This window comes from Falsiroseomonas stagni DSM 19981 (assembly GCF_900114315.1).
In the GTDB taxonomy this organism is placed as follows: Bacteria; Pseudomonadota; Alphaproteobacteria; order Acetobacterales; family Acetobacteraceae; genus Falsiroseomonas; species Falsiroseomonas stagni.
Genome location: NZ_FOSQ01000012.1, coordinates 111,461 through 133,329, shown reverse-complemented (window position 1 = coordinate 133,329; position 21,869 = coordinate 111,461). Strand labels below are relative to the sequence as shown.

Genomic DNA, 21,869 nt, shown 5'->3' with positions numbered 1-21,869 from the left:
CATGAACGCCATCACCAAGCCGTCTCGCCGCCGTCTGCTCGGCACGGCCGTTGCCGCCGCCGGCGCCTTCACCTTCGGCTTCCGCTTCCCCGCGCCGTCCAAGGCCCTGGCCCAAGGGGCCGCCGCGCCCGCGACGCCCGAGATCAATGCCTGGGTCGTCGTCCAGCCCGACGAGACCATCATCATCCGCATCGCACGGTCGGAGATGGGGCAGGGCACGCTGACGGGCCTCGCCCAGATGGTGGCCGAGGAGCTTGAATGCGACTGGTCCAAGGTCACGACGGAATACCCGACGCCGGGCCAGAACCTGGCGCGCGGCCGCATCTGGGGGAACATGTCCACCGGCGGCAGCCGCGGCATCCGTGACAGCCATGAATACGTCCGCAAGGGCGGCGCCGCTGCGCGCATGATGCTCATCCAGGCCGCGGCCAATGCCTGGGGCGTGCCCCCGGCTGAATGCCGCGCCGCCAACAGCATCATCACCCATACGCCCAGCGGCCGCACCACGACCTACGGCGCCCAGGCCGCCGCCGCGATGCGCCTGACGGCGCCGGCCGCCGCCGATGTGCCGCTGAAGGACCCGAAGGACTGGAAGCTGATCGGCCAGCCCGTCGCGCGGCTCGACACCCGGGCCAAGCTGAATGGCAGCCAGGTCTACGGCATGGACCTCAAGCTGCCGGGGATGCTGAACGCCGCGATCCATGCCTGCCCCGTCTTCGGCGGCACCGTCGCCGCGGTGGACAGCGCGGAGACCGAGCGCATGCCCGGCGTGAAGCGCGTGGTCCGCGTGGGCGACTACGCCGTGGCCGTGGTCGCGGATACCTGGTGGCGCGCGAAGAAGGGTCTCGACGCCCTCAAGATCACCTGGAACTACGGCCAGCACGCCAACGCTTCCTCCGCCGCGTTCCGGGAGGTGATGGTGCAGGGCTTCGATGCGCCGCAGGCGGCCGTCGGCAACCGCAACGGCGATGCCCCCGCCGCCATCGCGGGCGCGGCGCGCAAGGTGGAGGCCGTCTATGGCTACCCCCACCAGAACCACGCCTGCATGGAGGTGATGAACGCCACCGCCATCTGGACGCCGGAGCGCTGCGAGGTCTGGACCCCGACCCAGAACGGGGAAGCCGCGCATGCCGCCACGGCCGAGGCCGCCGGCCTGCCCCCGGCGCGCTGCGAGGTCCACAAGATCCACCTCGGCGGCGGCTTCGGCCGGCGCGGCGCGGTGCATGACTGGGTCCGCCAGGTCGTGGACATCGCCAAGCAGATGCCCGGCACGCCCATCAAGCTGGTCTGGACGCGGGAGGAGGACATGCTCCAGGGCCGCTTCCACCCCGTGACCATGGCGAAGATGACCGCGGCGCTGGACGCGCAGGGGAACCTGACCGGCCTGCACATGCGCATCAGCGGCCAGTCCATCGTCGCCGGCATCTTCCCGCAGAACATCCGCGACGGACGCGATCCCGTGGTCTTCCAGGGGCTGAACGCCAGCGGGGGAGAGGCCGATATCGGCTACACCTTCCCGAACCTGCTGATCGACCACGCCATGCGCAACCCGCATGTGCCGCCGGGCTTCTGGCGCGGCGTGAACCTCAACCAGAACGCTGTCTACCTCGAATGCTTCATCGATGAGATCGCGCATACCGCGGGGAAGGACCCGCTGGAATTCCGCCGGTCCCTGATGGCGAACCATCCGAAGCACCTGGCCGTGCTGAACGCCGCCGCGGCGCGGGCGGGTTGGGGCACGCCGGCCGCAGCCGTGAATGGCCTCGCGGTACATCGCGGCCTCTGCGTCACGCATGGCTTCGGCGCCTATGTCGCGGCCTGCGCGGAGGTCTCCGTGACCGACGCCGGTGAGGTTAAGGTGCATCGCATCGTCGCCGCCACGGACCCGGGCTACGCCGTGAACCCGCAGCAGATCGCCGCCCAGGTGGAAGGCAGCTTCGTCTATGGCCTCTCCGCCGCGCTGTATGGCGAATGCACGGTGAAGGACGGGCGGATCGAGCAGACGAATTTCGATACCTACCCCGTGATGCGCATGGTCGACATGCCGAAGGTGGAGACGATCGTCGCCCCCACCGGCGGCTTCTGGGGTGGCGTCGGCGAACCCACCATCGCCGTCGCGGCGCCCGCCGTGCTGAACGCGATCTTCGCCGCGACGGGCAAGCGCATCCGCCAGCTTCCGCTGCAGCAGGCGGATCTGCGCCGGACGTGAGGGCCCTTGCGCTGGCGCTGCTGCTGATGGCGGCGCCGGCCTTTTCGCAGGAGGCGCCCTTGGGCGCCTCCACCTGCCTCGGCTGCCATTCGCCGGTGCGGGCCGACGCCGCCATCCCCTCGCTCCGCGGGCGGGACGCGGCCGAGGTCGCGGCGGCCATGCGCGAATTCCGCGAGGGCACGCGCCCCGCGACGCTGATGGACCGCCTGGCGAAAGGATTCACCGAAGCCGAGACCCAGGCCATCGCCGCCTGGATCACCCGATGAGGATCGCGCGCCGCGCCCTTGCCGCGCTGCTGTTGCCCGCGCCCGCCTTCGCGCAGGCATCGGCGCGCGTCGTGGTGATCGGCGGCGGCTTCGGCGGCGCCACCGCGGCGCGCTCGCTCGCCCGCGCAGGCATCGCGACGACGCTGGTGGAAGCCAACCCCACCTACACCGCCTGCCCCTTCAGCAACGCCGTCATCGCCGGCTTGCGCCCGATGGAGGCACAGCGCTTTGGCTACGACGCCCTGCGCGCCGAGGGTGTTTCCGTGGTGCACCAGCGCGCGACTGGCGTGGACGCCACCGCGAAGCGCGTGATCCTGGCCGATGGCACGGTGCTGCCCTTTGACCGCGCGCTGGTCTCGCCGGGCATCGAACTGCGCTTCGACGCGCTGCCCGGCTATGACGAGGCCGCTTCGCGGGCCATGCCCCATGCCTGGCAGGCCGGCGCGCAGACGGAATTGCTGGCGGCGCAACTGGCGGCCATGCCGGATGGTGGCACCGTCATCATGGCCGTGCCGCCCAACCCCTATCGCTGCCCGCCCGGCCCCTATGAACGCGCTTCGCTGATCGCACATTTCCTGAAATCGAGAAAACCGAGGTCAAAGCTGCTGGTCCTCGATGCCAAGGACGTCTTCAGCAAGCAGCGGCTGTTCGAGGCCGCCTGGGCCGCGCTCTATCCGGGACTGCTGGAATACGTGCCGCTGGCCATGGGCGGGCGGGTGACGGAGGTGGATGCGAAAGCCCGCCGCGTCACCACCGATTTCGGCAGCCATGAGGGCGCGGTGGTCAACGTCATCCCGCCCCAGCGCGCCGGCGCCATCGCCCAGGCCGCCGGGCTGGCGGATCGGTCGGGCTGGTGCCCGGTGGACCCGTCCAGCTTCGAATCGCGCCTCGTGCCGGGCGTGCATGTGATCGGGGACGCCATCATCGCCGGCGCCATGCCCAAATCCGCCTTCGCCGCCCATGCCCAGGCGCGCGTCGCCGTTGCCGCCATGGTGGCGATGTTGCGCGGGGCGCCGGTGCCGGCGGCCCGGCTGCTGAACACCTGCTACAGCCTGGTCGCGCCGGGCTACGGCATCTCCGTCGCGGGCGTCTACCGGCCCGCCAATGGCGTGCTGGCCGACATCCCGGGCGCCGGCGGAACAAGCCCGCTCGACGCGCCGGCCAGCGTGCGGGAGGCCGAGGCGCATTACGCCGAGGACTGGTTCGCCACCATCACCGCCGATGCCTTCGCGTAGGGTTGGCAACGACGCATGTCGGGTTGCGCCGCTGCTCCCTCCCCCGCGCTTGCGGGGGAGGGTAGGGGTGGGGGATATCGCGCGCGCCGTGCCAAGGCGGGTCGCCCTGGCGCTGGCCCTTCTCCTCGCGACCCCGGCCCGCGCGGATGAGGCGCCGCTGACCGATGTGCCCGGCGACGCCGCGCGCGGCCGCGCCATCGTCGCCGACCGGACCCGCGGCCTCTGCCTGCTGTGCCATGCCGGCCCGATCCCGGAGGAACGCTTCCAGGGCAATCTCGCCCCGCCGCTCGATGGCGCGGGGCTGCGCTGGTCCGCCGCCGAACTCCGCCTGCGCCTGGTGGATGGCAAGAGGTTGAACCCGGACAGCATCATGCCCTCCTACTACCGGGTGGAGGGCCTGCACCGCGTCTCCCCCGCCCAGCGCGGCCGCACCATCCTGGCGGCGCAGGAGATCGAGGACGTGGTCGCCTATCTGCTGACCCTGCGCGAGGAACCCCCGCGATGATCGTACCGACCCGCCGCCTGCTGCTGGCCGCGCCCGCGCTGCTGCTGATGCCCCGCCAGGCCGGGGCCACCCAGGCCGCGATGGAGGAGGCCGTGCGCGGCTTCACAGGTGGCGCCGCCATCACGCGCGGCCGCGTCGCGCTCGACATCTCGCCCCTGGTGGAGAACGGCAACACCGTGCCGCTGTCGGTGATCGTGGACAGCCCGATGACGGAGGCCGACCACGTCCGCGCCATTGCCATCTTCAACGAACGCAACCCGCAGCCGCATGTCATCACCGCGCAGCTCGGGCCCCGTGCCGGCCGCGCGATCCTGTCCACGCATATCAGGCTCGCGACATCGCAGACCCTGCTGGCCGTGGCCGCGCTGTCCGATGGCAGCTTCTGGTCGGACAGCGCGCAGGTCGTCGTGACCCTCGCCGCCTGCATCGAGGGTTGATCGAATGGCCCGCGTCCTCATCAACGTTCCCCGCAGCGCCAGGCGCGGCGACGTCATCACCATCCGCACGCTGATCCAGCACACGATGGAGACGGGCTACCGCCCCAATGCGCAGGGCGACGTCATGCCGCGCGACATCATCCGCCGCTTCACCTGCACATATGACGGCGCCGTGGTCTTCAGCGCGGAGCTGTCGCCGGCGATCGCCGCCAACCCCTTTCTTTCCTTCACCACCGTCGCGACGAGTAGCGGGACGGTGACGATGACCTGGGAGGGCGACAACGGCTTCGCCCAGACGGAGACGCGCGCGATCGAGGTGACATGAAGCGCCTGCTGGCCCTGCTGCTGCTGGCGCTGCCCGCTTCCGCGCAGGACCGCCGTTCGGGCTTCGAGGACATGGCGCGCGAAACCCAGGCCATGCAGCGCGACGACATGCAGAACCCCGGCATGTTGTGGGTGGCGGAGGGCGAGGATCGATTCAACCGCGATTGCACCGCCTGCCACAGCGAGGCCTCGATGCGCGGCGTCGCCGCGCGCTACCCCGCCTGGGACGAGGCGACGGGCGCGCCCATAGACCTCGCGGGCCGCATCAGCGCCTGCGTGGAGCGCCACCAGCGCGTGGCCCCGCCGGCGCGGGAGAGCCAGCCCCTGCTGGCGCTGACGGCCTATGTCGCGCACCAGTCGCGCGGCCTGCCGATCAGCCGCCCCAGCGATCCCCGCCTGGCGCCGGCGCTGGAGCAGGGCAGGGCGCTTTATGGGGAGCGTCGTGGTCAGCTCGACCTCTCCTGCGTCCAGTGCCATGACGACAATGCGGGAAGGCGCCTGGCGGGCAGCACGATCCCGCAGGCGCATCCCACGGGCTATCCGCTCTATCGGCTGGAATGGCAGGGCGTGGGTTCGCTGCAACGGCGGCTGCGCGGCTGCATGACGGGCGTGCGGTCCGAACCCTTTGCCTATGGCGCGGCGGAATACGTCGCGCTGGAACTCTTCCTCAACGATCGCGCCGCGGGGATGCTGTTGGAAACTCCAGCGGTCAGGCCATAGTGACCGCTTGAGAACAGCGGCGGGTCTGTTTCGCTGGGCTTTTACGCCCTGGGCGCGTTACCGGGCTTGCCGATGCAACCAGCATCGGCAAGCCCGGCGCCTTCCCAGGACGAAAAATCCCTCGCGAACCCTCAGCCGCCGCCATTCTCAAGCGGTCACTTCGCTTCCGCCATCAGCCGCGCCCGCAATTCGCGGCGCAGCACCTTGCCCATGCTGTTGCGGGGCAGGGTCTCCACGAAGCGGATCTCCTTCGGCACCTTGTAGCGGGACAGCTTCTCCCGGCACAGCGCGGTCAGCGTGGCGGCATCAACATTCATGCCGGGGCGCAGCACGACGAAGGCGGTGACGGCCTCGCCGAAATAGGGATGCGGCGCGCCCGTCACGCCGCATTCGGCGGCAGCGGGGTGCGCCAGGATCACCTCCTCCACCTCCCGCGGATAGATGTTCTCGCCGCCGCTGATGACCATGTCGTTCTTGCGATCGACCAGGTAGACGAAGCCTTCCTCATCCTGCCGCGCCAGGTCGCCGGTGACGAACCAGTCGCCTCGCGTGCCGGCCGCCGTCGCCTCCGGCAGGTTGAGATAGCCGGAGAACATGTAGGGGGAGGAGACCCAGAGCTCGCCGACCTCGCCCTGCGCCACCGCGACACCACCGCCATCGCAGATCTTCACCTGCGTGGCGGGGTAGGGGAGGCCGACGCAGGCCTGCTTGCGCAGCTGGTCCTTCGGGCCGAGCGAGGTGGCGATGGAGGTTTCCGTGGTGCCGTAGCGCTCGAACAGCTTGCCCTCGCCGAAATAGCCGACGATGCGTTCCTTGGTGGCCTGCGGCAGCGGCGCCGTGCCGCTGATGGCCGCCTTCATCGACCGCATGTCCCATTGCGCCCGCTTCGCTTCCGGCAGCGCGAACAACGCGGCGAAATGTGCCGGCACGATATAGGCGCTGGTGGCCTGGAAGCTCGTGATGGTGCCCATCAGGCTTTCGATGTCGAAGCGCGGCAGGATCTCCACCTGGCCGCCGAACCAGATCGGCGTCAGCGCCATCAGGAACCCTGCGCCATGGAACATCGGCGTGGTGGCGACGGCACGATCCTCCGGCGTGTAGCAGCGATGCTCGCCAGCCATCGCATAGCCCGAGAGCACGCGGCCGCGATGGGACAGCTGCACGCCCTTCGGCCGGCCCGTCGCGCCCGATGTGTAGGGGACGGAGAAGATGTCGTGTTCCGTCACCTCGACCGGGCAGGGGCCGCTCGACGCCTCGGCCAGCAGCGCCTCATAGGCCGGGCCGATGACGATGAAGCGCTCCACCGTGGGCGGGGCGGAGGCGCGCGCCACCTCCTCCAGCGCCGCGGAGACGAACATCACCCGCGCGCCGCTATCCTCGCAGATGAAGCGGATCTCGGGCGGCGCCGCGGCAGGGCCGATGGTGGCGGCGGCGATGCCCGCTTCCGCCATGCCGCAGACGATCTCCATGTATTCGAGGCAGTTCGCGGAAAACACCGCCGCGCGTTCGCCATGCCGCAGGCCGAGACCCGCATGGACAAGGTTCGCCACGCGGCCGATGCGATCCACCAGCCGCGCATAGCTCAGCGCGCGCCCGCTCTCCCGCAGCGCCATCCTGTCGGGGGTCCGGCCCGCGGAGGCACGGATGCCGTCGGAGATGAGCATGTGGCGCGCGGCGCCGCGTCGCGTGAAATCGGGCATGGGGCGAAGGATCGGGGCCGCGCGCGCGCGCTGTCAATCCACGCGCCTTGACAGGGACGGTGCGCGGGTGCGCGATGCGGCGCATGGCACGTCCTCATATCGAATGGATCCAGGCGCAGGCGCTGCCGTGGCAGCACGATGCGATCGCGGCGCGCGATGGCGCGGATGCGAAGATTCTCTCACGCGATGACGCCACCGGCGCCGTCTCCTGCATCATCCGCTACCCCGCGGGGTACAGCCGTGACCCCGAATGGCTGGCGGCGGATGAGGAATTCTGGGTGCTGGATGGCGGCATCGCCATCGATGGCGTCGAATACGGCGAACACACCTACGCGCACCTGCCGAAGGACATGCCGCGCAGCGGCTTCTCCTCGGCGAACGGTGCGGCGGTGCTCACCTTCTTCTCCGCCACGCCTGTTGCGACCCAGGGCGGGCAAGGCCGTGCCTTCGACGAACGCCGCCTGGTGCGCCGCCTGGCCGCCGCGGACAACATCTGGGATGGCGACTTCGCGGCCATGGGCCTGCAATCCATGGCCAGCACCGCCCGCATGCGCCGCCTGCGCACGGACCCCGACACGGGGGAGATCACCTACCTGACGGCGACCATCGCCTTCCGCCAGGGGGAGCGCAGCGAACGCCACCCCGTGGTGCAGGAGTTCTTCCTGATCTCGGGCGAACTGGCGGGGGACCTCGGCACCATGCAGTCCGGCGCCTATTGCTGGCGGCCGCCCTTCTTCAAGCACGCACCCTACGGGTCCCCCACCGGCACGCTGCTGCTGTTCCGCAGCGTTGGCGGCCCGCAGACCACGGATTGGGAGGACCCGGACCAGCCCTTCACCTGGCAGCCGGACCACAAGCCCGTGCTGCCGCCGGACCTCGCGCCGCTGATGGCGAAGCCCTGGCCCCGGCCGGAGCGCTACTGAACCGTTGACTGGGATGCAAGCTGGACGTTAGCGTTGTCCGAACAACCGAGACGGGCGAGAACACCCATGCCAAGTCCCCGCCGCCTGCTGGTCGCCACCGCCGCGCTTGCCGCGCTGCTGGGCGTCATGCCCGCCACGGCGCAGGACCGCACCATGGTCATGGCAATGGTCTCCACCCCCCGCGGCTTCGACCCGGATATCTGGGTGCCCGGCCAGATCGAGGCCTCGGTCAATGTCTATGAGGGCCTGACCCGCTTCGCCACGCGCCCCGGCGCGAATGGCCGGACGGAGGTCGATCCCGGCCGGGTGGAGTCGCATCTCGCGGAATCCTGGACGGTGTCGGAGGATGGGAAGGAATACGTCTTCCGCATCCGTCCCGGCATGCGCAGCCATTTCGGGAATGAGCTCACCGCCGCCGATGTCGTCTGGACCTTCGAGAAGTCGAACGCCCAGCGCCGCACGGGCCTCTTCATCCGCAACGTCGCGCTGATCGAGAGTGTGGAGGAGATCTCCCGCTTCGAGGTCCGCTTCCGCCTGAAGGAAGCGAACCGCATCTTCCTCAGCGTGCTGACGCTGCACATCCCGGCGCTGTTCGACAGCACGGAGGCGAAGCGCCATGCGACGCCGGAAGACCCCTTCGCCGCGCGCTGGCTGGGTTCCAACACCGCGGGCTTCGGCCCCTATCACGTGGAAAGCGTGACGGCCGGCCAGCAGGCGGTCTTCGTCCTGAACCGCGGCTACCAGTTCGAGCGCCCCTTCTACAGCCGCATCGTGTGGCGGGAAGTGCCGTCGCCGGCGACGCGCGTGGCGCTGGTCCGCACCGGCCAGGTGCAATATGCCGAACAGCTTCCCCTGCAGCAGATCGCGGATCTCCGCCGCGATCGCAACGTGCGCGTCGAAAGCGTGGCCGCGCCGGGCAGCGCCACCGTCCGCATGAACCCGCGCATCGCGCCCTTCACCGATGTGCGCGTCCGCCAGGCCGTGGCCTACGCCACCGACTACCGCGCGATCGGGGAGGCCGTGTTCCTCGGCATCGGCACGCGCAGCCGTTCCATGCTGAACCCGCCGATCCCCGGCGCCATCGATGCCTATACTTATGAGACCGATTACGACCGCGCCCGCGCCCTGCTGGCGGAAGCGGGGCATCCCAACGGCCTCGACATCACGCTGGAATACAGCACCAACTGGTGGTGGGAGGAGCCTCTCGCGTTGCAGATGCAGGCGAGCCTGGCCCGCGCCGGCATCCGCGTGACGCCGCGCCGCATCCCCGCGACCGAGATCACCGCGCGCCGCGCGGTCAATGTCTGGTCGCTGCCCTTCATGACGCATCTGACGTCATCCTTCGTGCCCGATCCCTCCTACAACATGTTCCTCACCGCCCATTCCCGCGGTGGCTCCAACGTGAACGGCAACAACAACGCGGAACTCGATGGGCTGATCGATGCCTCGGTCATCGAGCGTGATGACGCGAAGTGGCTCGACCTCGTCGCGCGCGCGCAGCGCAGCCAGGCGGAAAGCGCCACCTTCGTCGAGACCTTCCTGCCCGGCACGCATGAGGTCTTCGCCACCTGCATGGAAGGCTTCATGTGGCGTCCGCATAACCGCCTGGTCTGGAAGGACCTGGCCTGCCGCCGGTGAGCCTGGCGTTGCCGACCATCGGGCGCTTCCTGCTGCGGCGCCTGCTGGTCGCGGTGCCGGTCCTGCTCGGCATCCTGTTCCTCACCTTCATGCTGGTCCGCATCGGGGACCAGGATCCGGTGGCGATGCTGGCGGGGCCGATGGCGGATGCGCCGATGCTGGCGCGCATCCGCGCGGAGCTCATGCTGGACCAGCCCTTGCTGACGCAGTTCTGGGCCTATCTCGGCCGCCTGGTGCAGGGCGATCTGGGCATGTCCTGGCAGGGCAATGCGAAGGTGACGCATGAGATTGCGACCCTGCTGCCCGCCACGCTGGAACTGGTGACGCTGGCGGTCGGCATCGGCGCGCTGGTCGGCGTGCCGCTCGGCCTTCATGCCGCCGAACGCCCGAACGGGTGGTTCGACCAGGCGTCGCGCTTCGGATCGCTGTTCGGCTTCTCCCTGCCGACCTACTGGCTCGGCCTGATGGCGATTTTCATCTTCTTCTACCTGCTGGGCTGGGCGCCGGCGCCGATGGGGCGCGTCTCCATGATGGTGACGCCGCCGCCCGTGGTGACGGGCTCCGTCCTGATCGACAGCATCCTGGCCGGGAACGTAGAGGCCGCCTGGTCGGCGGCCTCGCAACTGGTGCTGCCCGTCGGCTGCTTCGCCATCGTCGCCACCGCGCCCATCGTCAAGCACACCCGCGCCATCGCGATCGAGGTGATGGGCAGCGACTACATCCGCTACGCCCGTGCCTGCGGCTTCCCGCGCCGCGTCATCCGTCGCATCGCGCTGCGCGCCGCCCTCGTCCCGGTCATCACCTTCGTCGGTTCCGAATTCACCTCCCTGCTGGCGGCGGCGAGCCTGATCGAATTCGTCTTCTCCTGGGGCGGGCTCGGCCATTGGGGGCTGAACGCCATCCTGCTTGGCGATTTCGCGGCGGTGCAGGGCTATGTGCTGACGCTCGCCATCGCCTCCGTCATCATCTTCGCGCTGGTGGATCTGACGGTGATGCTGCTGGAGCCGCGGGCGCGGTCATGAGCACCACCACGCTCGACCGCGTCATCGGCACCGCGCGCCGCAGCCCGACCTTCGCGGTCGGCTTCGGCGTGATCATGGTCTTCGCCTTCCTCGCGGCCTTCGCCGATGTGATCGCGCCGCTGCCGCCCACGCTGTCGCATCCCTATGACACGCTGCGCCCGCCCGGCACCGGCGCCTTCATCCTCGGCACCGATGGCAACGGCATGGATGTGCTGTCCCGCGTCATCCACGGCGCGCGCTACGCCTTCGGCATCGCGCTGCCCGCCGGCGCCATCATGGCGGTGGTCGGCATCCCGCTCGGCCTCATCGCGGGCTGGCGCGGGGGATGGGTGGATGAGGTGCTGCTGCGCGTGCTGGACGTGCTGCGCGCCTTCCCCACCATCATCCTGGCGCTGGCCATCGTCGCCGCCACCGGCCAGGGGTTCCTCAATGTCATCCTGGTGGTGGGCTTCCTGGACAGTCCGATCTTCGCCCGCATCGTGCGGGCGGAGGTGCTGGCGCTGCGCAACGCCACCTTCGTGCGCGCCGCCGTCGCCGCGGGCAATCCGGAATGGCGCGTGCTGCTGGTGCATATCCTGCCCAACGCCATCCTCGGCGCCACCGCGCAATTGCCGCTGCGCATGGCCTGGGCGGTGCGGATTTCGGCGACGCTCGCCTTCATCGGCATCGGCGTGCAGGCGCCGGCGCCCGAATGGGGCGCGATGATCCGGCAGGGCGCGGAATATGTGATCTCCGGCGAATGGTGGGTCGCGCTCTTCCCGGGGCTGGCGCTGATCGCCCTGGTGCTCGGCCTGAACCTGACGGGCGATGGATTGTCCGACCTTCTCGACCCCAAGCGCCGGGCCACGGGCAAATGAGGCTGCTCGACGTCCAGGACCTGCATGTGGAGTTCGCTGCGCGCGGCCTCGACAACCGCGTGCGTGTCGCGCGGGCGCTGAACGGCGTCTCCTTCACCGTCGATGCCGGGGAGATTGTCGGCCTGGTCGGTGAGACCGGCGCCGGCAAGTCGCTGACTGCGCTGGCCGCCATGGGTCTGCTGCGCGCCCCCGCCCGCATCCCGCAGGGCGGCATCCGCTTCGAAGGCGGCGATATCCTCGCCATGTCCGACCGCCAATTGGAGAAAATCCGGGGGAGGCGGATGGCGATGGTGGTGCAGTCGCCGCTCACCTCGCTCGATCCCCTGAAGCGTGTCGGCGACCAACTGGTGCGGATGCAGCGCGTGCATGGCACGGCGAGCGGTGCGGCGGCGCGGGAGAGGGCGGAGGCGATGCTTGCCGCCGTGCGCATCCCCGATCCCAAGCGCCGGATGCAGGCCTGGCCGCATGAGCTGTCCGGCGGCATGGCGCAGCGCGTGCTGATCGCGATGGCGCTGATCAACGAACCCGCGCTGGTGATCGCGGATGAACCGACCACGGGCCTCGATGTCACGGTGCAGGCGCAGGTGCTGGACACGCTGCGGGACCTGGTGCTGGCGCGGAATCTCGGCGCCCTCGTCATCACGCATGACCTCGGCGTGGTGGCGCATTACTGCCAGCGCGTGGCGGTGATGTTCGCCGGCCGCATCGTGGAGGATGGACCTGTCGCGGAGGTCTTCGCGCGTCCCGCCCATCCCTACACCCAGGCGCTGATCGCCAGCACGCCGGGCCGCATCGCGCGGATCGGCTACACCGTCACCGGCGGCACGCCGCCCGACCTCTACGCCTTGCCCGATGGCTGCCTCTATCGGGACCGCTGCCCGCGCGCGACCACCGCCTGCCTGGCGCCCCCGCCGCGCGTGGCGCTGGATGATTCGCATGGCGCCGCCTGCCACTACGCGGAGCGGGCCGCATGATCCTCGATGTCCAGAACCTCGTGCATCGCTTCCCCGGGGGGGTGAATGCGGTCAATGGCGTGTCCTTCTCCATCGCGGCGGGGGAGACGCTGGGCCTGGTGGGCGAATCCGGCTCCGGCAAATCGACGATCGGATTGCTGGTGACGCGGTTGCTCGCGCCCACCGGCGGCACGATCATGTTCGAGGGCGAGGACATCACCCGCCTGTCGCCCGCCGCGCTGCGGCCGCTGCGGGCGCGGTTGCAGATCGTCTTCCAGGACCCCTGGGGATCGCTGAATCCCCGCATGACCATCGGCCGCCTGTTGGAGGAACCGCTGGCGCTGCACACCACGCTGGATGGCGCCGCGCGCATCGCGGAGGCACGCCGCCTGGCCGACCGCGTGCGCCTGCCCGTGGCGTCCCTGCAGCGCTACCCGCATGAATTGTCGGGCGGGCAGTTGCAGCGCGTCTCCATCGCCCGCGCCATCGCCAACCGGCCGAAGCTGGTGGTGCTGGATGAACCGACCTCCTCGCTCGACCTCTCCGTCCGCGCCGGCATCCTGCAATTGCTGGATGAGTTGCAGCGGGAGACGGGGATCGCGATGCTGTTCATCAGCCACGATCTGGAAACGGTGCGCCTCGTCTCCCACCGCGTCATCGTGCTCTATCTCGGCCGCATCGCGGAACAGGGGCCGGCGGGGCGGTTGTTCGACACGCCTGCGCATCCCTACACGCAGACGCTGCTGTCGGCCCACCTGCCGCCCGACCCCGCCGTGAAACTGCGGCGGCATGAGGTGGTGGGGGAGATACCCTCGCCCATCAACCTGCCACCCGGCTGCTTCTTCGCCGGCCGCTGCCCGCTGGTGCTGCCCGCCTGCACCAGCGCCCCGCCATCCCCGGTGATCCTGGATGGGGGGCACTCGGCTTCCTGCCTCCGCATCGCCGATGGCACCAATATTCTTGATCCTGTCGAGGAACGCGCATGACCGTCTTCAACCCCGCCGCCACCCGCACGGGCTATGGCGCCATCGACATCGTGGTGAATGTCTTCACCCCCGAAGCCTTCGCCGAAGGCCGCATCCCCACCGATGGCCGCTTCCGCGAACAGGTCCGCACCAAGGCGGAGGATCGCCGCGGCGTCTCGATCGAGGACTACCTGCGCAAGATGGATGCCGCGGGGATCGAGCGTTCCTTCCTGATCGCCGTGCGCTGCGGTGATCTGCGCGTGAAGGGCTCCATCGAGATTCCCTATGAATGGGTGCGCGACATCTGCGCGAAGTATCCGGACCGGTTCAGCGGCCTGGCGGGCATCGATCCCACGCGCGGCATCAAGGGGCTGAAGGAACTCGACGTCGCCATCAAGGAATACGGCTTCGTCGGCGGGCACCTTTATCCGCATTGGTTCGGGGAGGCGCCGGACAGCGCGATCTACTACCCCTACTACGCCCGCTGTGCGGAACTCGAAGTGCCGATCATGATGCAGGTCGGCCATTGCCTGGTCTACCAACAGGACCGCCGCCTGCCGACCGTCGGCCGGCCGATGACGCTCGACAAGGTCGCGATCCATTTCCCCGAACTCACCATCATCGGCATCCATCTCGGCTATCCCTGGACGGATGAGATGATCTCCTGCTGCACCAAGCATCCGAACGTCTACATGGCCGGCGATGCCTATGCGCCGAAGCACTGGCCGCAGCAGGCCGTGCACTACGCCAACACCTATGGCCAGGACAAATTCCTGTTCGGCACGGATTGGGCGGTGATCGACCCGGAGCGTGCGATGAACGAGATGCACGACCTCAACTTCCGTCCCGACCCGCTGAAGAAGATCCTGCGCAACAACGCGATCAACATCTTCAAGCTGACCGACAAGCCGGCATGAGCGACCTCGCGGCATCGCTGCGCGGCCTGCTGGGCGAGGCGCATGTCGCGACCGATGAGGCCGCCCGCGCGCTGGCCGCGGCCGACCTGTTCGAATGGCCCGGCGCCGCGCCCGCGCTGCTGGTGATCCGGCCGGGCAGCACGGCGGAATGTGCCGCCGCGCTGCGCCTCGTCGCGCAGCACGGCGCGCCGGTGGTGCCGCGCGGCGCGGGGCTTTCCTACACCGCCGGCGTCGTGCCCACGCTGCCCGCCGTGGTGGTGGATACGACGCGCCTCGATGCCATCCGCATCGATGCCGCCAACCTCACCGCCATCGTGGGCGCGGGCACCACTTGGCAGGCGCTGGCGGAGGCGCTGGCGCCGCATGGCCTGCGCTCCGCCCAGGCCTCACCCATCTCCGGCGCGGCCAGCACGGTCGGCGGCGTCGCCGCGCAGAATTTACCGGGCAGCATGGACGGCATCATCGGCCTGTCCGTCGTGCTGGCCGATGGCAGCGTGGCGCGCACCGGCGCGCTGGCGATGCGGGGCGAGCCGCGCTTCTGGCGCAACATGGGGCCCGACCTCACGGGCCTGTTCCTGGGCGATTGCGGCGCCTTCGGCGTGAAGACGGAAATCGCGCTGCGCCTGGCGCCGGAACGCGAAGCCGCCTTCGCCTCCTTCGCCTTCGAGGATGGCGGCGCGATGATGGGCGCGCTGGTGGCGATCGCGCAGAAGGGCTTGGTCGCCCGCGCGCTGGCCATGGACCCCGTGCGCGGGAAATCCGCCACGAAGGTCGAGGCCGGGGAGGCGCTGCGCACCGCCGCCGCCGTCGCCGCCCGGGCGGGTTCCGTCATGCAGGCCATGCGCGATGTCGCGGGCCTGGCGCGCGCGAAGCTTGCCGACCCCGCCTGGACGCTGCACCTGACCGCCGAGGGCGTGTCTTCCCCCGCCGCCGAGGCCGGCATCACCGCCGCGCGCGCCATCGCCCAGGCCGCCGGCGGGCGGGAGACGGAGGCCGCCATCCCCCGCGCGCTGCGCGCCCGCCCCTATTCCATCCGCGGCTTCGTGGGGCCGGAGGGGGAGCGCTGGGTGCCCGTGCACGGCATGCTGCCCCTCGGCACCGCCCGGGCCTGCCTGCACGCCCTGGAAACCCGCCTGGCGACGCTGCCGCTGGCCGAGCACGGCATCAGCGTCAGCCACATCATCTCCTCGCTCGGCGCCTATGTGACGATCGAGCCGATGTTCTACTGGCGCGATGCGCTGGACCCGCTGCACATGAAGCACCTGACGGAGAAGAACCGCGCCCGCTTCGGCGCCTTCCCGGCCAATGCAGCCGCGCGCGACGTGATCCGCGATGCGCGCAAGGCGTTGGGCGCCGTGATGGATGCGCATGGCGCGGTGCATGCGCAGATCGGCCGCTACTACGCGCTGGCGGACCGGATGCTGCCGGAAGGCGCGGCACTGCTGCGCCAGGTGAAGGCGATGCTCGATCCGGAGGGCCGCATGAATCCAGGTGCGCTGCAGGGGGGCGACAGGCCATGAAGGTCACGAAGCATTTCGTCAGCGTCGGCAACAGGCGCGTGCACTACACCCGTGCCGGCGCCGGCCCCGCGGTCTGCCTGCTGCACGCCTCCCCCTGTTCCGCCAAGGTGCTGCGCGAACCGCAGGAGGTCTTCGCCGGCGCCTTCACCGCCTTCGCCTTCGATACGCCCGGCTTCGGCCTTTCCGACCTGCTGCCGCTCGACCAGCCGGAGATCGAGGATTTCGCCGATGGCCTCGCCGAGGCCTTGAGCGTGATGGGCGTGGAGCAGGCCGCCACCTATGGCCGCCACACCGGCGCCTCCATCGCTGTCGAATACGCGCGGCGCCATCCCGATCGCTGTTCCATGGCGCTGACGGACGGATTTCCCGTCTTCTCCGTGAAGGCGGCGCAGGAAAGGCTGACGAAATACCTGCTGCCCATCGTGCCGTCCTGGGACGGCAGCCACCTGGTCTGGCTCTGGTACCGCTACCGCGACCAGCATGTGTTCTGGCCCTGGCACAACCAGACCCTCGCCTTCCGCGCCGACACCGACGCGCCCGACACGGAATTCAACCATCGCGGCGTGCTGGAATTGCTGGAAGCCGGGGATGGCTACCGCATCGGCTACAGCGCCGCCTTCCGGCATCGGGGGCTTGAGGTGCTGCCGGAACTCCGCGTGCCCGTCTGCTTCGGCAACCGCCCCGGCGACAGCCAGCACCGCACCATGGCGCAATATCCCGCCGAGGCGTGGCAGGAGGAGATGCCGCGCGATCCCCTCGCCGCCGCCGCGGTGGAACGCCAGATCCTGCTGCGTCATCCGTCCCGCGCCGAACCGCCCGCGCCGCCCATGGCGACGCCGATCGCGGGCCGCAGCACGACGAACTACCTGACCATCGGCGATGACCAGGTGCTGGTGCGCGTGATGGGCGACATCCATGCGGCGCCCCCGCTGGTGATCGCGCCGCATGTACCGGGATCCTCGGCCCTGTATGAGGATTTGCTCCGCGCCCTCGACATCCCCGCGATCAGCTTCGATCCGCTGGGCCATGGGGAGAGTGATGCGGGCGCGGTGCAGTCGCCGGAAGCCTGGGCGACGACGCTCTGGCAGGTCTGCGATGCGCTGGGCGTCAAGCAGGCGCATCTGCTCGGCCACAACAGCGGCGCCGCCACCGTGGTCGCCGCCGCGGCCGCGCGGCCCGATCGTGCGCTGTCCGTGCTGCTCGACGCGCCCATCGCGCTGCCCGCGCGGCTGCGCGCGGAATGGGCGGATCGCTGGGCGCCGGATGTGACGCCAAGCTGGGATGGATCGCACCTGCTGAAGATGTGGCACATGCGCCGCGACATGGGGCTGTGGTTCCCGTGGTGGGACCGGCGCCTGGTGAATGCGCGGAAGGCGGAACCGCGGCTGGAGCCGGAGCGGCTGCAGGTGGAGATCCGCGAGCAGGCCAAGAACCCGCGCAGCTTCGCCCCCGCCTGGCGCGCTGCCATCGCCTGGCCGCTGCTGGAACGCCTGGCCGCGCTGCCGCATCGCGTCGCGCTGCTCTCGGCTGAATCCGACCTCTTCGCGCAATGCCTGCCGGCCGCCGCCGCGATGCGCCCCGATGCCGCCATCCACCGGCACGGCGATACGCTGGCCGACCGCGTCGCCGCCATCCGCGCGGCAATGCGCGACTGATGCCCTTCGACGCCGTCTTCCGGCTGCATCGGCGCACGCGGCCGGACAAGACCGCCATCATCGATGGCGACCGCCGCATCGACTACGCGACGCTGGACCGGCTGATCGACGGTGCCTGCCACGCACTGCACGCGCTGGGCGTGCGGCGGGAGATGCTGGTGGGCCTCGGCCTGGCCGACCATGCGGAACACGTCATCGCGATGATCGCGCTGGCGCGGCTCGGCGCCGTGATCCTGCCCATGGATTGCCGCTGGCAGACGGAGGAGAAGCGCCGCTTCGCCGCATCCTTCGAGCCCGACATCGTCTTGCTGGAGCCGGATGATCCGGCGCTGCCCGCCACGGGCTGGTACGGCCTTTCGCCCGGCTGGATCACGCCCTCCGACATGCCCTGGCACGACGCCGTCATCACCGATGACAGCCCGCTGGTGCTGTCGCTGTCCTCCGGCACCACCGGCCTGCCCAAGGGCCCGCGCGCGACGCATCGGCAGTTCGAGGCGCGCTTCATGGTCTATTGGCTGAACATGGGGCTGAACGCGCAGGACGTTTATGTCTCCGTCACGCCGCTCTATTTCGGCGGCGGCCGCGCCTTCAACCTGGCGATGCTCTTCGCCGGGGCTACGATTTCGGTGCTGTCACCACGCACCAAGGTCGGCGCGCTGTCCGCGCATCTGGCGGAGATCGGCGGCACGGTGCTGTTCCTCGTGCCGACCATGATCCGCCGCCTGCTGGAGGAGAAGCCGGCGACGCTGGCCTTCCCGACGCTGCGCATCCTCATCTCCTCCGGCTCCGCGCTGCATCCGGAAGAACGCATCGCCATCCGCACGCAACTCACGCCCAATCTCTTCGAGTTCTATTCCTCGACCGAGGGCGGCGGCGTTTCCATCCTCACGCCCGACGACTGCGACCGCCATCCCGACAGCGTCGGCCGCCCCGGCTTCCGGGTGGAGGTCGAGATCGTGGATGAGCACCACGCGCCGCAACCTCCCGGCACGATCGGCCGCCTGCGCTACCGCAGCCCCGCCTCAGCCCGCGGCTACTGGCGCGCGGAGGATGGCGACGCCTTCCGCGATGGCTGGTTCTATCCGGGCGACCTGGCGCGGCTCGACGAGGAAGGCTTTCTCTATCTGCACGGCCGCGCCAAGGACATGATCATCCGCGGCGGCGTGAACATCTACCCGCAGGATATCGAGCGTGTGCTGCGCGAGCTGCCAGGCATCGCCGACGCCGCCGTCACCGGCGCGCCGTCGCGCGAGCTGGGGGAGGAGGTTGCCGCCTTCATCGTCGCCGAAGCCATCGTCACCGACGATGCGCTGCGCGCCCACTGCCGTGCGAACCTCGCCCCCTACAAGGTGCCCACGATCATCCATCGCCTGCCCGAGTTGCCGCGCAATGCCGGCGGCAAGGTGGTGAAGGCGGAACTGTTGAAACTGCTGAATCCAGGAGCCCGATCATGACCCAGGCCATCACGCGCCGCCTGCTGCTCGGCGCCAGCATCGCCACCACCGCGGCGCCCGCTTTGGCGCAGGGCGCCTGGCCGAACCGCCCCATCCGCTTCATCAGCCCCTGGCCGCCCGGCGGTCCTGCGGACCTGATCGGGCGCCCGATCATCGAGAAGGTGGCCGCGGCCCTCGGCCAGCCCGTGGTGCTGGAAACGCGCCCGGGCGCGGGCGGCACGCTGGCCGTCGCCTCCGTCGCGCGCGCGGCGCCGGATGGCTACACCGTGCTCTTCTCCCAGGCCGGTCCCAACGCCATCACGCCCGCCTTCCGGTCCGTGCCCTATGACCCCATCAGGGACTTCATCCCGGTCACGCAACTCGTCTCCTCCGGCCTTGTCTTCGTCGTGCGGCCCGGCATCGCGGCGAACACGGTCGCCGAACTCGTGAATGTCGCGCGGGCGTCCAACCCTGGCCTGAACTTCGGCTCCATCGGCCCGGCCAGCACCACGCATCTCGCTGGCGAGATGTTCATGCGCGCCGCCGGCATCAACCTTCTGCACGTGCCCTACACGGGTTCAACGCAGCCCATCACTGACATGCTCGCGGGCCGCATCGATATGGGCTTCTGGAACATCGGCGCGGTGATGGGCCATATCCAGTCGGGGATGCTCCGCCCGCTCGCCGTCACCACGCTCGGCCGCAGCAGCCGCCTGCCCAACGTGCCGGCCCTGGCGGAAACCTATCCGGGCCTGGAGATGAATTCCTGGTACGGCGTCCACATGCCGGCCGGCACGCCTCAGCCCATCATCGACCGCCTGCACACGGAATTCGTGGCCGCTGTGCGCGCCCCCGATGTCAGCGCGCGCCTCATCGAGGCCGGGCTGGAGATCGAGGGCACGAGCCCCGCGCAATTCGCCCAGAAGATCGCGGGCGACCTCCAGCGCATGCAGGAGCTGCAGCGCGCCACGGGGCTGCGCGCCGAATGATCCGCCGCGGCTTCACCGAGATCGCCGAGGGTCAGGTGCATTTCCGCACCGCGGGAACGGGTGGCGTTCCACTGGTGATGATGCATGCCTCGCCGGGATCGGCGAAGCTGCTGGAACCGCTGATCGGCGCCTTCGGCCAGCACCGGCGCGTGATCGCCTGCGACACGCTCGGCAATGGCGATTCCTGCGTGCCCGGCACGAAGGACACCACCATCGCCTATTTCGCCGATGCGCATCTGCGCGCGCTGGATGCGCTCGGACTGGACCGCTTCGACCTCTATGGCAGCCATACCGGCGCCAATATCGCGTTGGAGATCGCCATCGCCGCGCCGCATCGCGTGCGGCGCCTGGTGCTGGATGGCGTCTCGCTCTACGCGCCGGAGGAGCGCGCCGACATGCTGGTGCATTACGCGCCGGGCGTGACGCTGGACCAGAACGGATCGCAGCTGTCCTGGATCTGGAACTTCGTGCGCGACGCCTATCTGTTCTGGCCCTGGTACAAGCGCGATGCCGCGCATCGCCGGCCGCTCGGCCTGCCATCGGCGGAGGAGTTGCACGACAAGGTGGTGGAGGTGCTGAAATCCGCCCGCACCTATCACCTCAGCTACAACGCCGCGATCGGCTACGACAAGGAACCGCGCCTCAGGCTGGTGGGGGTGCCGACGCTGCTGGCCTGCGCGCGCAGCGACATGCTGTTCGAGTATTTCGACCGCGTGCGCTCACTGATGCCGCAGGCGGAGCCGCTGGTCACGAAGGGTACCGGGAACCCCACGGCTTTCGCGGAGACGATTGCCGCCTTCCAGGCCTTCTACGAGCGCGGCTGATCAGGAAGCGGCTTCGGGCTGCATCACGCCGGCGGGCAGCACGACACGCAGCGCCACGTCGCGATCCGCCCGCAGGTGCAGGCGCATCAGCTGCTCCGCCTCCTCCGCCCTGCCGGCGACGAGGGCATCGATGATGTGCCCGTGTTCCAGCAGCGCGCGCTCCACGCGCCCATGCCGCAAGGTCAGCAGGCCGAAGCGATGCACCTGGTCGCCGAGCTGTCCCATGAATTGGGACAGCCGCGAATTGCCCGCCAGCCCGATGATCCGGCTGTGCATCAGCACGGAGAAATCATAGGCCGCCCGCAGCCGTCCCGCCTGCATGTGGGACACCGCTTCCCGATGATCCGCCCGCAGCGCTTCCGCATCCGCGGGGCCCATGCGTTCCGCCGCCACGCGCACGGCGAAGCCCTCCAGCTGCTCCCGCAACTGATAGACTTCCACGATGTCCTGCACCGAGAGTTCGGAGACGATGATGCCGCGCTGGGGCAGGATGCGCACCAGGCCGCCGCCGGCCAGTTCCCGCAGCGCCTCCCGGATCGGGGTGCGGCTGATGGCCAGTTCATCGGCCAGCTGGTTCTCGCTCAGCAGCGCGCCGGGGGCGTAGCGGCTGTCCAGGATGCCCTGCTTGATGGCGTCATAGGCCTGTTCGCGCAGGCTGCGCGGTGCCTCTCCGCCAGCGCCCTTGCCCCGTGTCATGCTGCGTCCGTCATCCGTGCCCGAGATAGCCGACCAACATGTATGCCAGATAAGGATCGCCTGCAAATCACGGCCTGGCCT

General features: G+C 69.8%; 21 protein-coding genes. 19 read left to right on the top strand and 2 right to left on the bottom strand.

What is annotated here, in order from left to right; genetic code table 11:
• Position 1 precedes the first annotated feature (1 nt).
• From BM041_RS23650 to soxA, 7 genes are all read left to right on the top strand, one after another.
• Positions 2–2,209 carry a xanthine dehydrogenase family protein molybdopterin-binding subunit gene (locus BM041_RS23650; RefSeq protein ID WP_092962376.1) on the top strand — a complete coding sequence of 736 codons (2,208 nt, stop codon included), beginning with the start codon at positions 2–4 and terminating at the stop codon, positions 2,207–2,209.
• Positions 2,206–2,475 carry a c-type cytochrome gene (locus tag BM041_RS23645; RefSeq protein WP_175534122.1) on the top strand — a complete coding sequence of 90 codons (270 nt, stop codon included), beginning with the start codon at positions 2,206–2,208 and terminating at the stop codon, positions 2,473–2,475. The genes BM041_RS23650 and BM041_RS23645 overlap by 4 nt, the downstream gene beginning before the upstream one ends.
• Positions 2,472–3,710, top strand: coding sequence for an NAD(P)/FAD-dependent oxidoreductase (locus BM041_RS23640; protein ID WP_092962375.1), 1,239 nt, complete (start codon positions 2,472–2,474; stop codon positions 3,708–3,710). Before BM041_RS23645 ends, BM041_RS23640 begins: the two co-directional genes overlap by 4 nt.
• Before the next feature lie 67 nt (positions 3,711–3,777).
• Positions 3,778–4,215 (top strand): sulfur oxidation c-type cytochrome SoxX, encoded by a 438-nt coding sequence (gene soxX, locus BM041_RS23635; RefSeq protein ID WP_217648826.1) that lies wholly within the window; start codon positions 3,778–3,780, stop codon positions 4,213–4,215.
• The gene (locus BM041_RS23630; protein WP_092962373.1) at positions 4,212–4,652 is read left to right on the top strand and encodes a SoxY-related AACIE arm protein; all 441 of its coding nucleotides are present in this window, start codon (positions 4,212–4,214) and stop codon (positions 4,650–4,652) included. The genes soxX and BM041_RS23630 overlap by 4 nt, the downstream gene beginning before the upstream one ends.
• A gap of 4 nt (positions 4,653–4,656) precedes the next feature.
• Entirely contained in the window at positions 4,657–4,977 is a 321-nt protein-coding gene (gene soxZ / locus BM041_RS23625) for a thiosulfate oxidation carrier complex protein SoxZ (RefSeq protein WP_092962372.1), read from the top strand.
• Positions 4,974–5,696, top strand: coding sequence for a sulfur oxidation c-type cytochrome SoxA (gene soxA / locus BM041_RS23620; RefSeq protein ID WP_092962371.1), 723 nt, complete (start codon positions 4,974–4,976; stop codon positions 5,694–5,696). Before soxZ ends, soxA begins: the two co-directional genes overlap by 4 nt.
• Positions 5,697–5,851: 155 nt before the next feature.
• Here the strand turns inward: soxA and BM041_RS23615 are convergent, their stop codons facing one another.
• A complete protein-coding gene (locus BM041_RS23615) occupies positions 5,852–7,396 on the bottom strand; it encodes a class I adenylate-forming enzyme family protein (protein ID WP_092962370.1) in 1,545 nt (514 codons plus the stop codon).
• An 83-nt stretch (positions 7,397–7,479) separates the two neighbouring features.
• Here BM041_RS23615 and BM041_RS23610 point away from each other — a divergent pair, with 83 nt between their 5' ends.
• From BM041_RS23610 to BM041_RS23555, 12 genes are all read left to right on the top strand, one after another.
• A complete protein-coding gene (locus BM041_RS23610; RefSeq protein ID WP_092962369.1) occupies positions 7,480–8,319 on the top strand; it encodes a cupin domain-containing protein in 840 nt (279 codons plus the stop codon).
• 66 nt (positions 8,320–8,385) lie between these two features.
• Positions 8,386–9,957, top strand: coding sequence for an ABC transporter substrate-binding protein (locus tag BM041_RS23605; RefSeq protein ID WP_092962368.1), 1,572 nt, complete (start codon positions 8,386–8,388; stop codon positions 9,955–9,957).
• Positions 9,954–10,979 (top strand): ABC transporter permease, encoded by a 1,026-nt coding sequence (locus tag BM041_RS23600; protein ID WP_092962367.1) that lies wholly within the window; start codon positions 9,954–9,956, stop codon positions 10,977–10,979. Before BM041_RS23605 ends, BM041_RS23600 begins: the two co-directional genes overlap by 4 nt.
• Positions 10,976–11,836 carry an ABC transporter permease gene (locus BM041_RS23595; protein ID WP_092962366.1) on the top strand — a complete coding sequence of 287 codons (861 nt, stop codon included), beginning with the start codon at positions 10,976–10,978 and terminating at the stop codon, positions 11,834–11,836. The genes BM041_RS23600 and BM041_RS23595 overlap by 4 nt, the downstream gene beginning before the upstream one ends.
• Positions 11,833–12,810: an ABC transporter ATP-binding protein gene (locus tag BM041_RS23590; RefSeq protein WP_092962365.1), complete on the top strand. Its 978-nt coding sequence runs from the start codon at positions 11,833–11,835 to the stop codon at positions 12,808–12,810. The genes BM041_RS23595 and BM041_RS23590 overlap by 4 nt, the downstream gene beginning before the upstream one ends.
• Positions 12,807–13,775 carry an ABC transporter ATP-binding protein gene (locus BM041_RS23585; RefSeq protein WP_092962364.1) on the top strand — a complete coding sequence of 323 codons (969 nt, stop codon included), beginning with the start codon at positions 12,807–12,809 and terminating at the stop codon, positions 13,773–13,775. Before BM041_RS23590 ends, BM041_RS23585 begins: the two co-directional genes overlap by 4 nt.
• Positions 13,772–14,671, top strand: a complete 900-nt coding sequence (locus tag BM041_RS23580) for an amidohydrolase family protein (protein ID WP_092962363.1) — start codon at positions 13,772–13,774, stop codon at positions 14,669–14,671. The genes BM041_RS23585 and BM041_RS23580 overlap by 4 nt, the downstream gene beginning before the upstream one ends.
• Entirely contained in the window at positions 14,668–16,191 is a 1,524-nt protein-coding gene (locus BM041_RS23575) for an FAD-binding oxidoreductase (RefSeq protein WP_092962362.1), read from the top strand. The genes BM041_RS23580 and BM041_RS23575 overlap by 4 nt, the downstream gene beginning before the upstream one ends.
• Positions 16,188–17,846, top strand: coding sequence for an alpha/beta hydrolase (locus BM041_RS23570; protein WP_092962361.1), 1,659 nt, complete (start codon positions 16,188–16,190; stop codon positions 17,844–17,846). The genes BM041_RS23575 and BM041_RS23570 overlap by 4 nt, the downstream gene beginning before the upstream one ends.
• Entirely contained in the window at positions 17,846–19,300 is a 1,455-nt protein-coding gene (locus tag BM041_RS23565) for a class I adenylate-forming enzyme family protein (protein WP_175534121.1), read from the top strand. Before BM041_RS23570 ends, BM041_RS23565 begins: the two co-directional genes overlap by 1 nt.
• Entirely contained in the window at positions 19,297–20,268 is a 972-nt protein-coding gene (locus tag BM041_RS23560; protein ID WP_092962359.1) for a Bug family tripartite tricarboxylate transporter substrate binding protein, read from the top strand. The genes BM041_RS23565 and BM041_RS23560 overlap by 4 nt, the downstream gene beginning before the upstream one ends.
• A complete protein-coding gene (locus tag BM041_RS23555) occupies positions 20,265–21,092 on the top strand; it encodes an alpha/beta fold hydrolase (protein ID WP_092962358.1) in 828 nt (275 codons plus the stop codon). Before BM041_RS23560 ends, BM041_RS23555 begins: the two co-directional genes overlap by 4 nt.
• Here the strand turns inward: BM041_RS23555 and BM041_RS30120 are convergent, their stop codons facing one another.
• Positions 21,093–21,788 carry a GntR family transcriptional regulator gene (locus BM041_RS30120; protein ID WP_175534120.1) on the bottom strand — a complete coding sequence of 232 codons (696 nt, stop codon included), beginning with the start codon at positions 21,786–21,788 and terminating at the stop codon, positions 21,093–21,095.
• Positions 21,789–21,869 lie beyond the last annotated feature (81 nt).

Excerpts from the sequence above, each read along its gene's own strand:
- BM041_RS23590 (WP_092962365.1), top strand. The coding sequence starts at position 11,833 with ATGAGGCTGCTCGACGTCCAGGACCTGCATGTGGAGTTCGCTGCGCGC.
- BM041_RS23640 (WP_092962375.1), top strand. The coding sequence starts at position 2,472 with ATGAGGATCGCGCGCCGCGCCCTTGCCGCGCTGCTGTTGCCCGCGCCC.
- BM041_RS23615 (WP_092962370.1), bottom strand. The coding sequence starts at position 7,396 with ATGCCCGATTTCACGCGACGCGGCGCCGCGCGCCACATGCTCATCTCC.
- BM041_RS23580 (WP_092962363.1), top strand. The coding sequence starts at position 13,772 with ATGACCGTCTTCAACCCCGCCGCCACCCGCACGGGCTATGGCGCCATC.
- BM041_RS23555 (WP_092962358.1), top strand. The coding sequence starts at position 20,265 with ATGATCCGCCGCGGCTTCACCGAGATCGCCGAGGGTCAGGTGCATTTC.
- BM041_RS23610 (WP_092962369.1), top strand. The coding sequence starts at position 7,480 with ATGGCACGTCCTCATATCGAATGGATCCAGGCGCAGGCGCTGCCGTGG.
- BM041_RS23565 (WP_175534121.1), top strand. The coding sequence starts at position 17,846 with ATGCCCTTCGACGCCGTCTTCCGGCTGCATCGGCGCACGCGGCCGGAC.
- BM041_RS23650 (WP_092962376.1), top strand. The coding sequence starts at position 2 with ATGAACGCCATCACCAAGCCGTCTCGCCGCCGTCTGCTCGGCACGGCC.
- BM041_RS23630 (WP_092962373.1), top strand. The coding sequence starts at position 4,212 with ATGATCGTACCGACCCGCCGCCTGCTGCTGGCCGCGCCCGCGCTGCTG.
- BM041_RS30120 (WP_175534120.1), bottom strand. The coding sequence starts at position 21,788 with ATGACACGGGGCAAGGGCGCTGGCGGAGAGGCACCGCGCAGCCTGCGC.
- BM041_RS23585 (WP_092962364.1), top strand. The coding sequence starts at position 12,807 with ATGATCCTCGATGTCCAGAACCTCGTGCATCGCTTCCCCGGGGGGGTG.
- BM041_RS23575 (WP_092962362.1), top strand. The coding sequence starts at position 14,668 with ATGAGCGACCTCGCGGCATCGCTGCGCGGCCTGCTGGGCGAGGCGCAT.
- BM041_RS23605 (WP_092962368.1), top strand. The coding sequence starts at position 8,386 with ATGCCAAGTCCCCGCCGCCTGCTGGTCGCCACCGCCGCGCTTGCCGCG.
- BM041_RS23595 (WP_092962366.1), top strand. The coding sequence starts at position 10,976 with ATGAGCACCACCACGCTCGACCGCGTCATCGGCACCGCGCGCCGCAGC.
- soxZ (WP_092962372.1), top strand. The coding sequence starts at position 4,657 with ATGGCCCGCGTCCTCATCAACGTTCCCCGCAGCGCCAGGCGCGGCGAC.
- BM041_RS23560 (WP_092962359.1), top strand. The coding sequence starts at position 19,297 with ATGACCCAGGCCATCACGCGCCGCCTGCTGCTCGGCGCCAGCATCGCC.
- soxA (WP_092962371.1), top strand. The coding sequence starts at position 4,974 with ATGAAGCGCCTGCTGGCCCTGCTGCTGCTGGCGCTGCCCGCTTCCGCG.
- BM041_RS23570 (WP_092962361.1), top strand. The coding sequence starts at position 16,188 with ATGAAGGTCACGAAGCATTTCGTCAGCGTCGGCAACAGGCGCGTGCAC.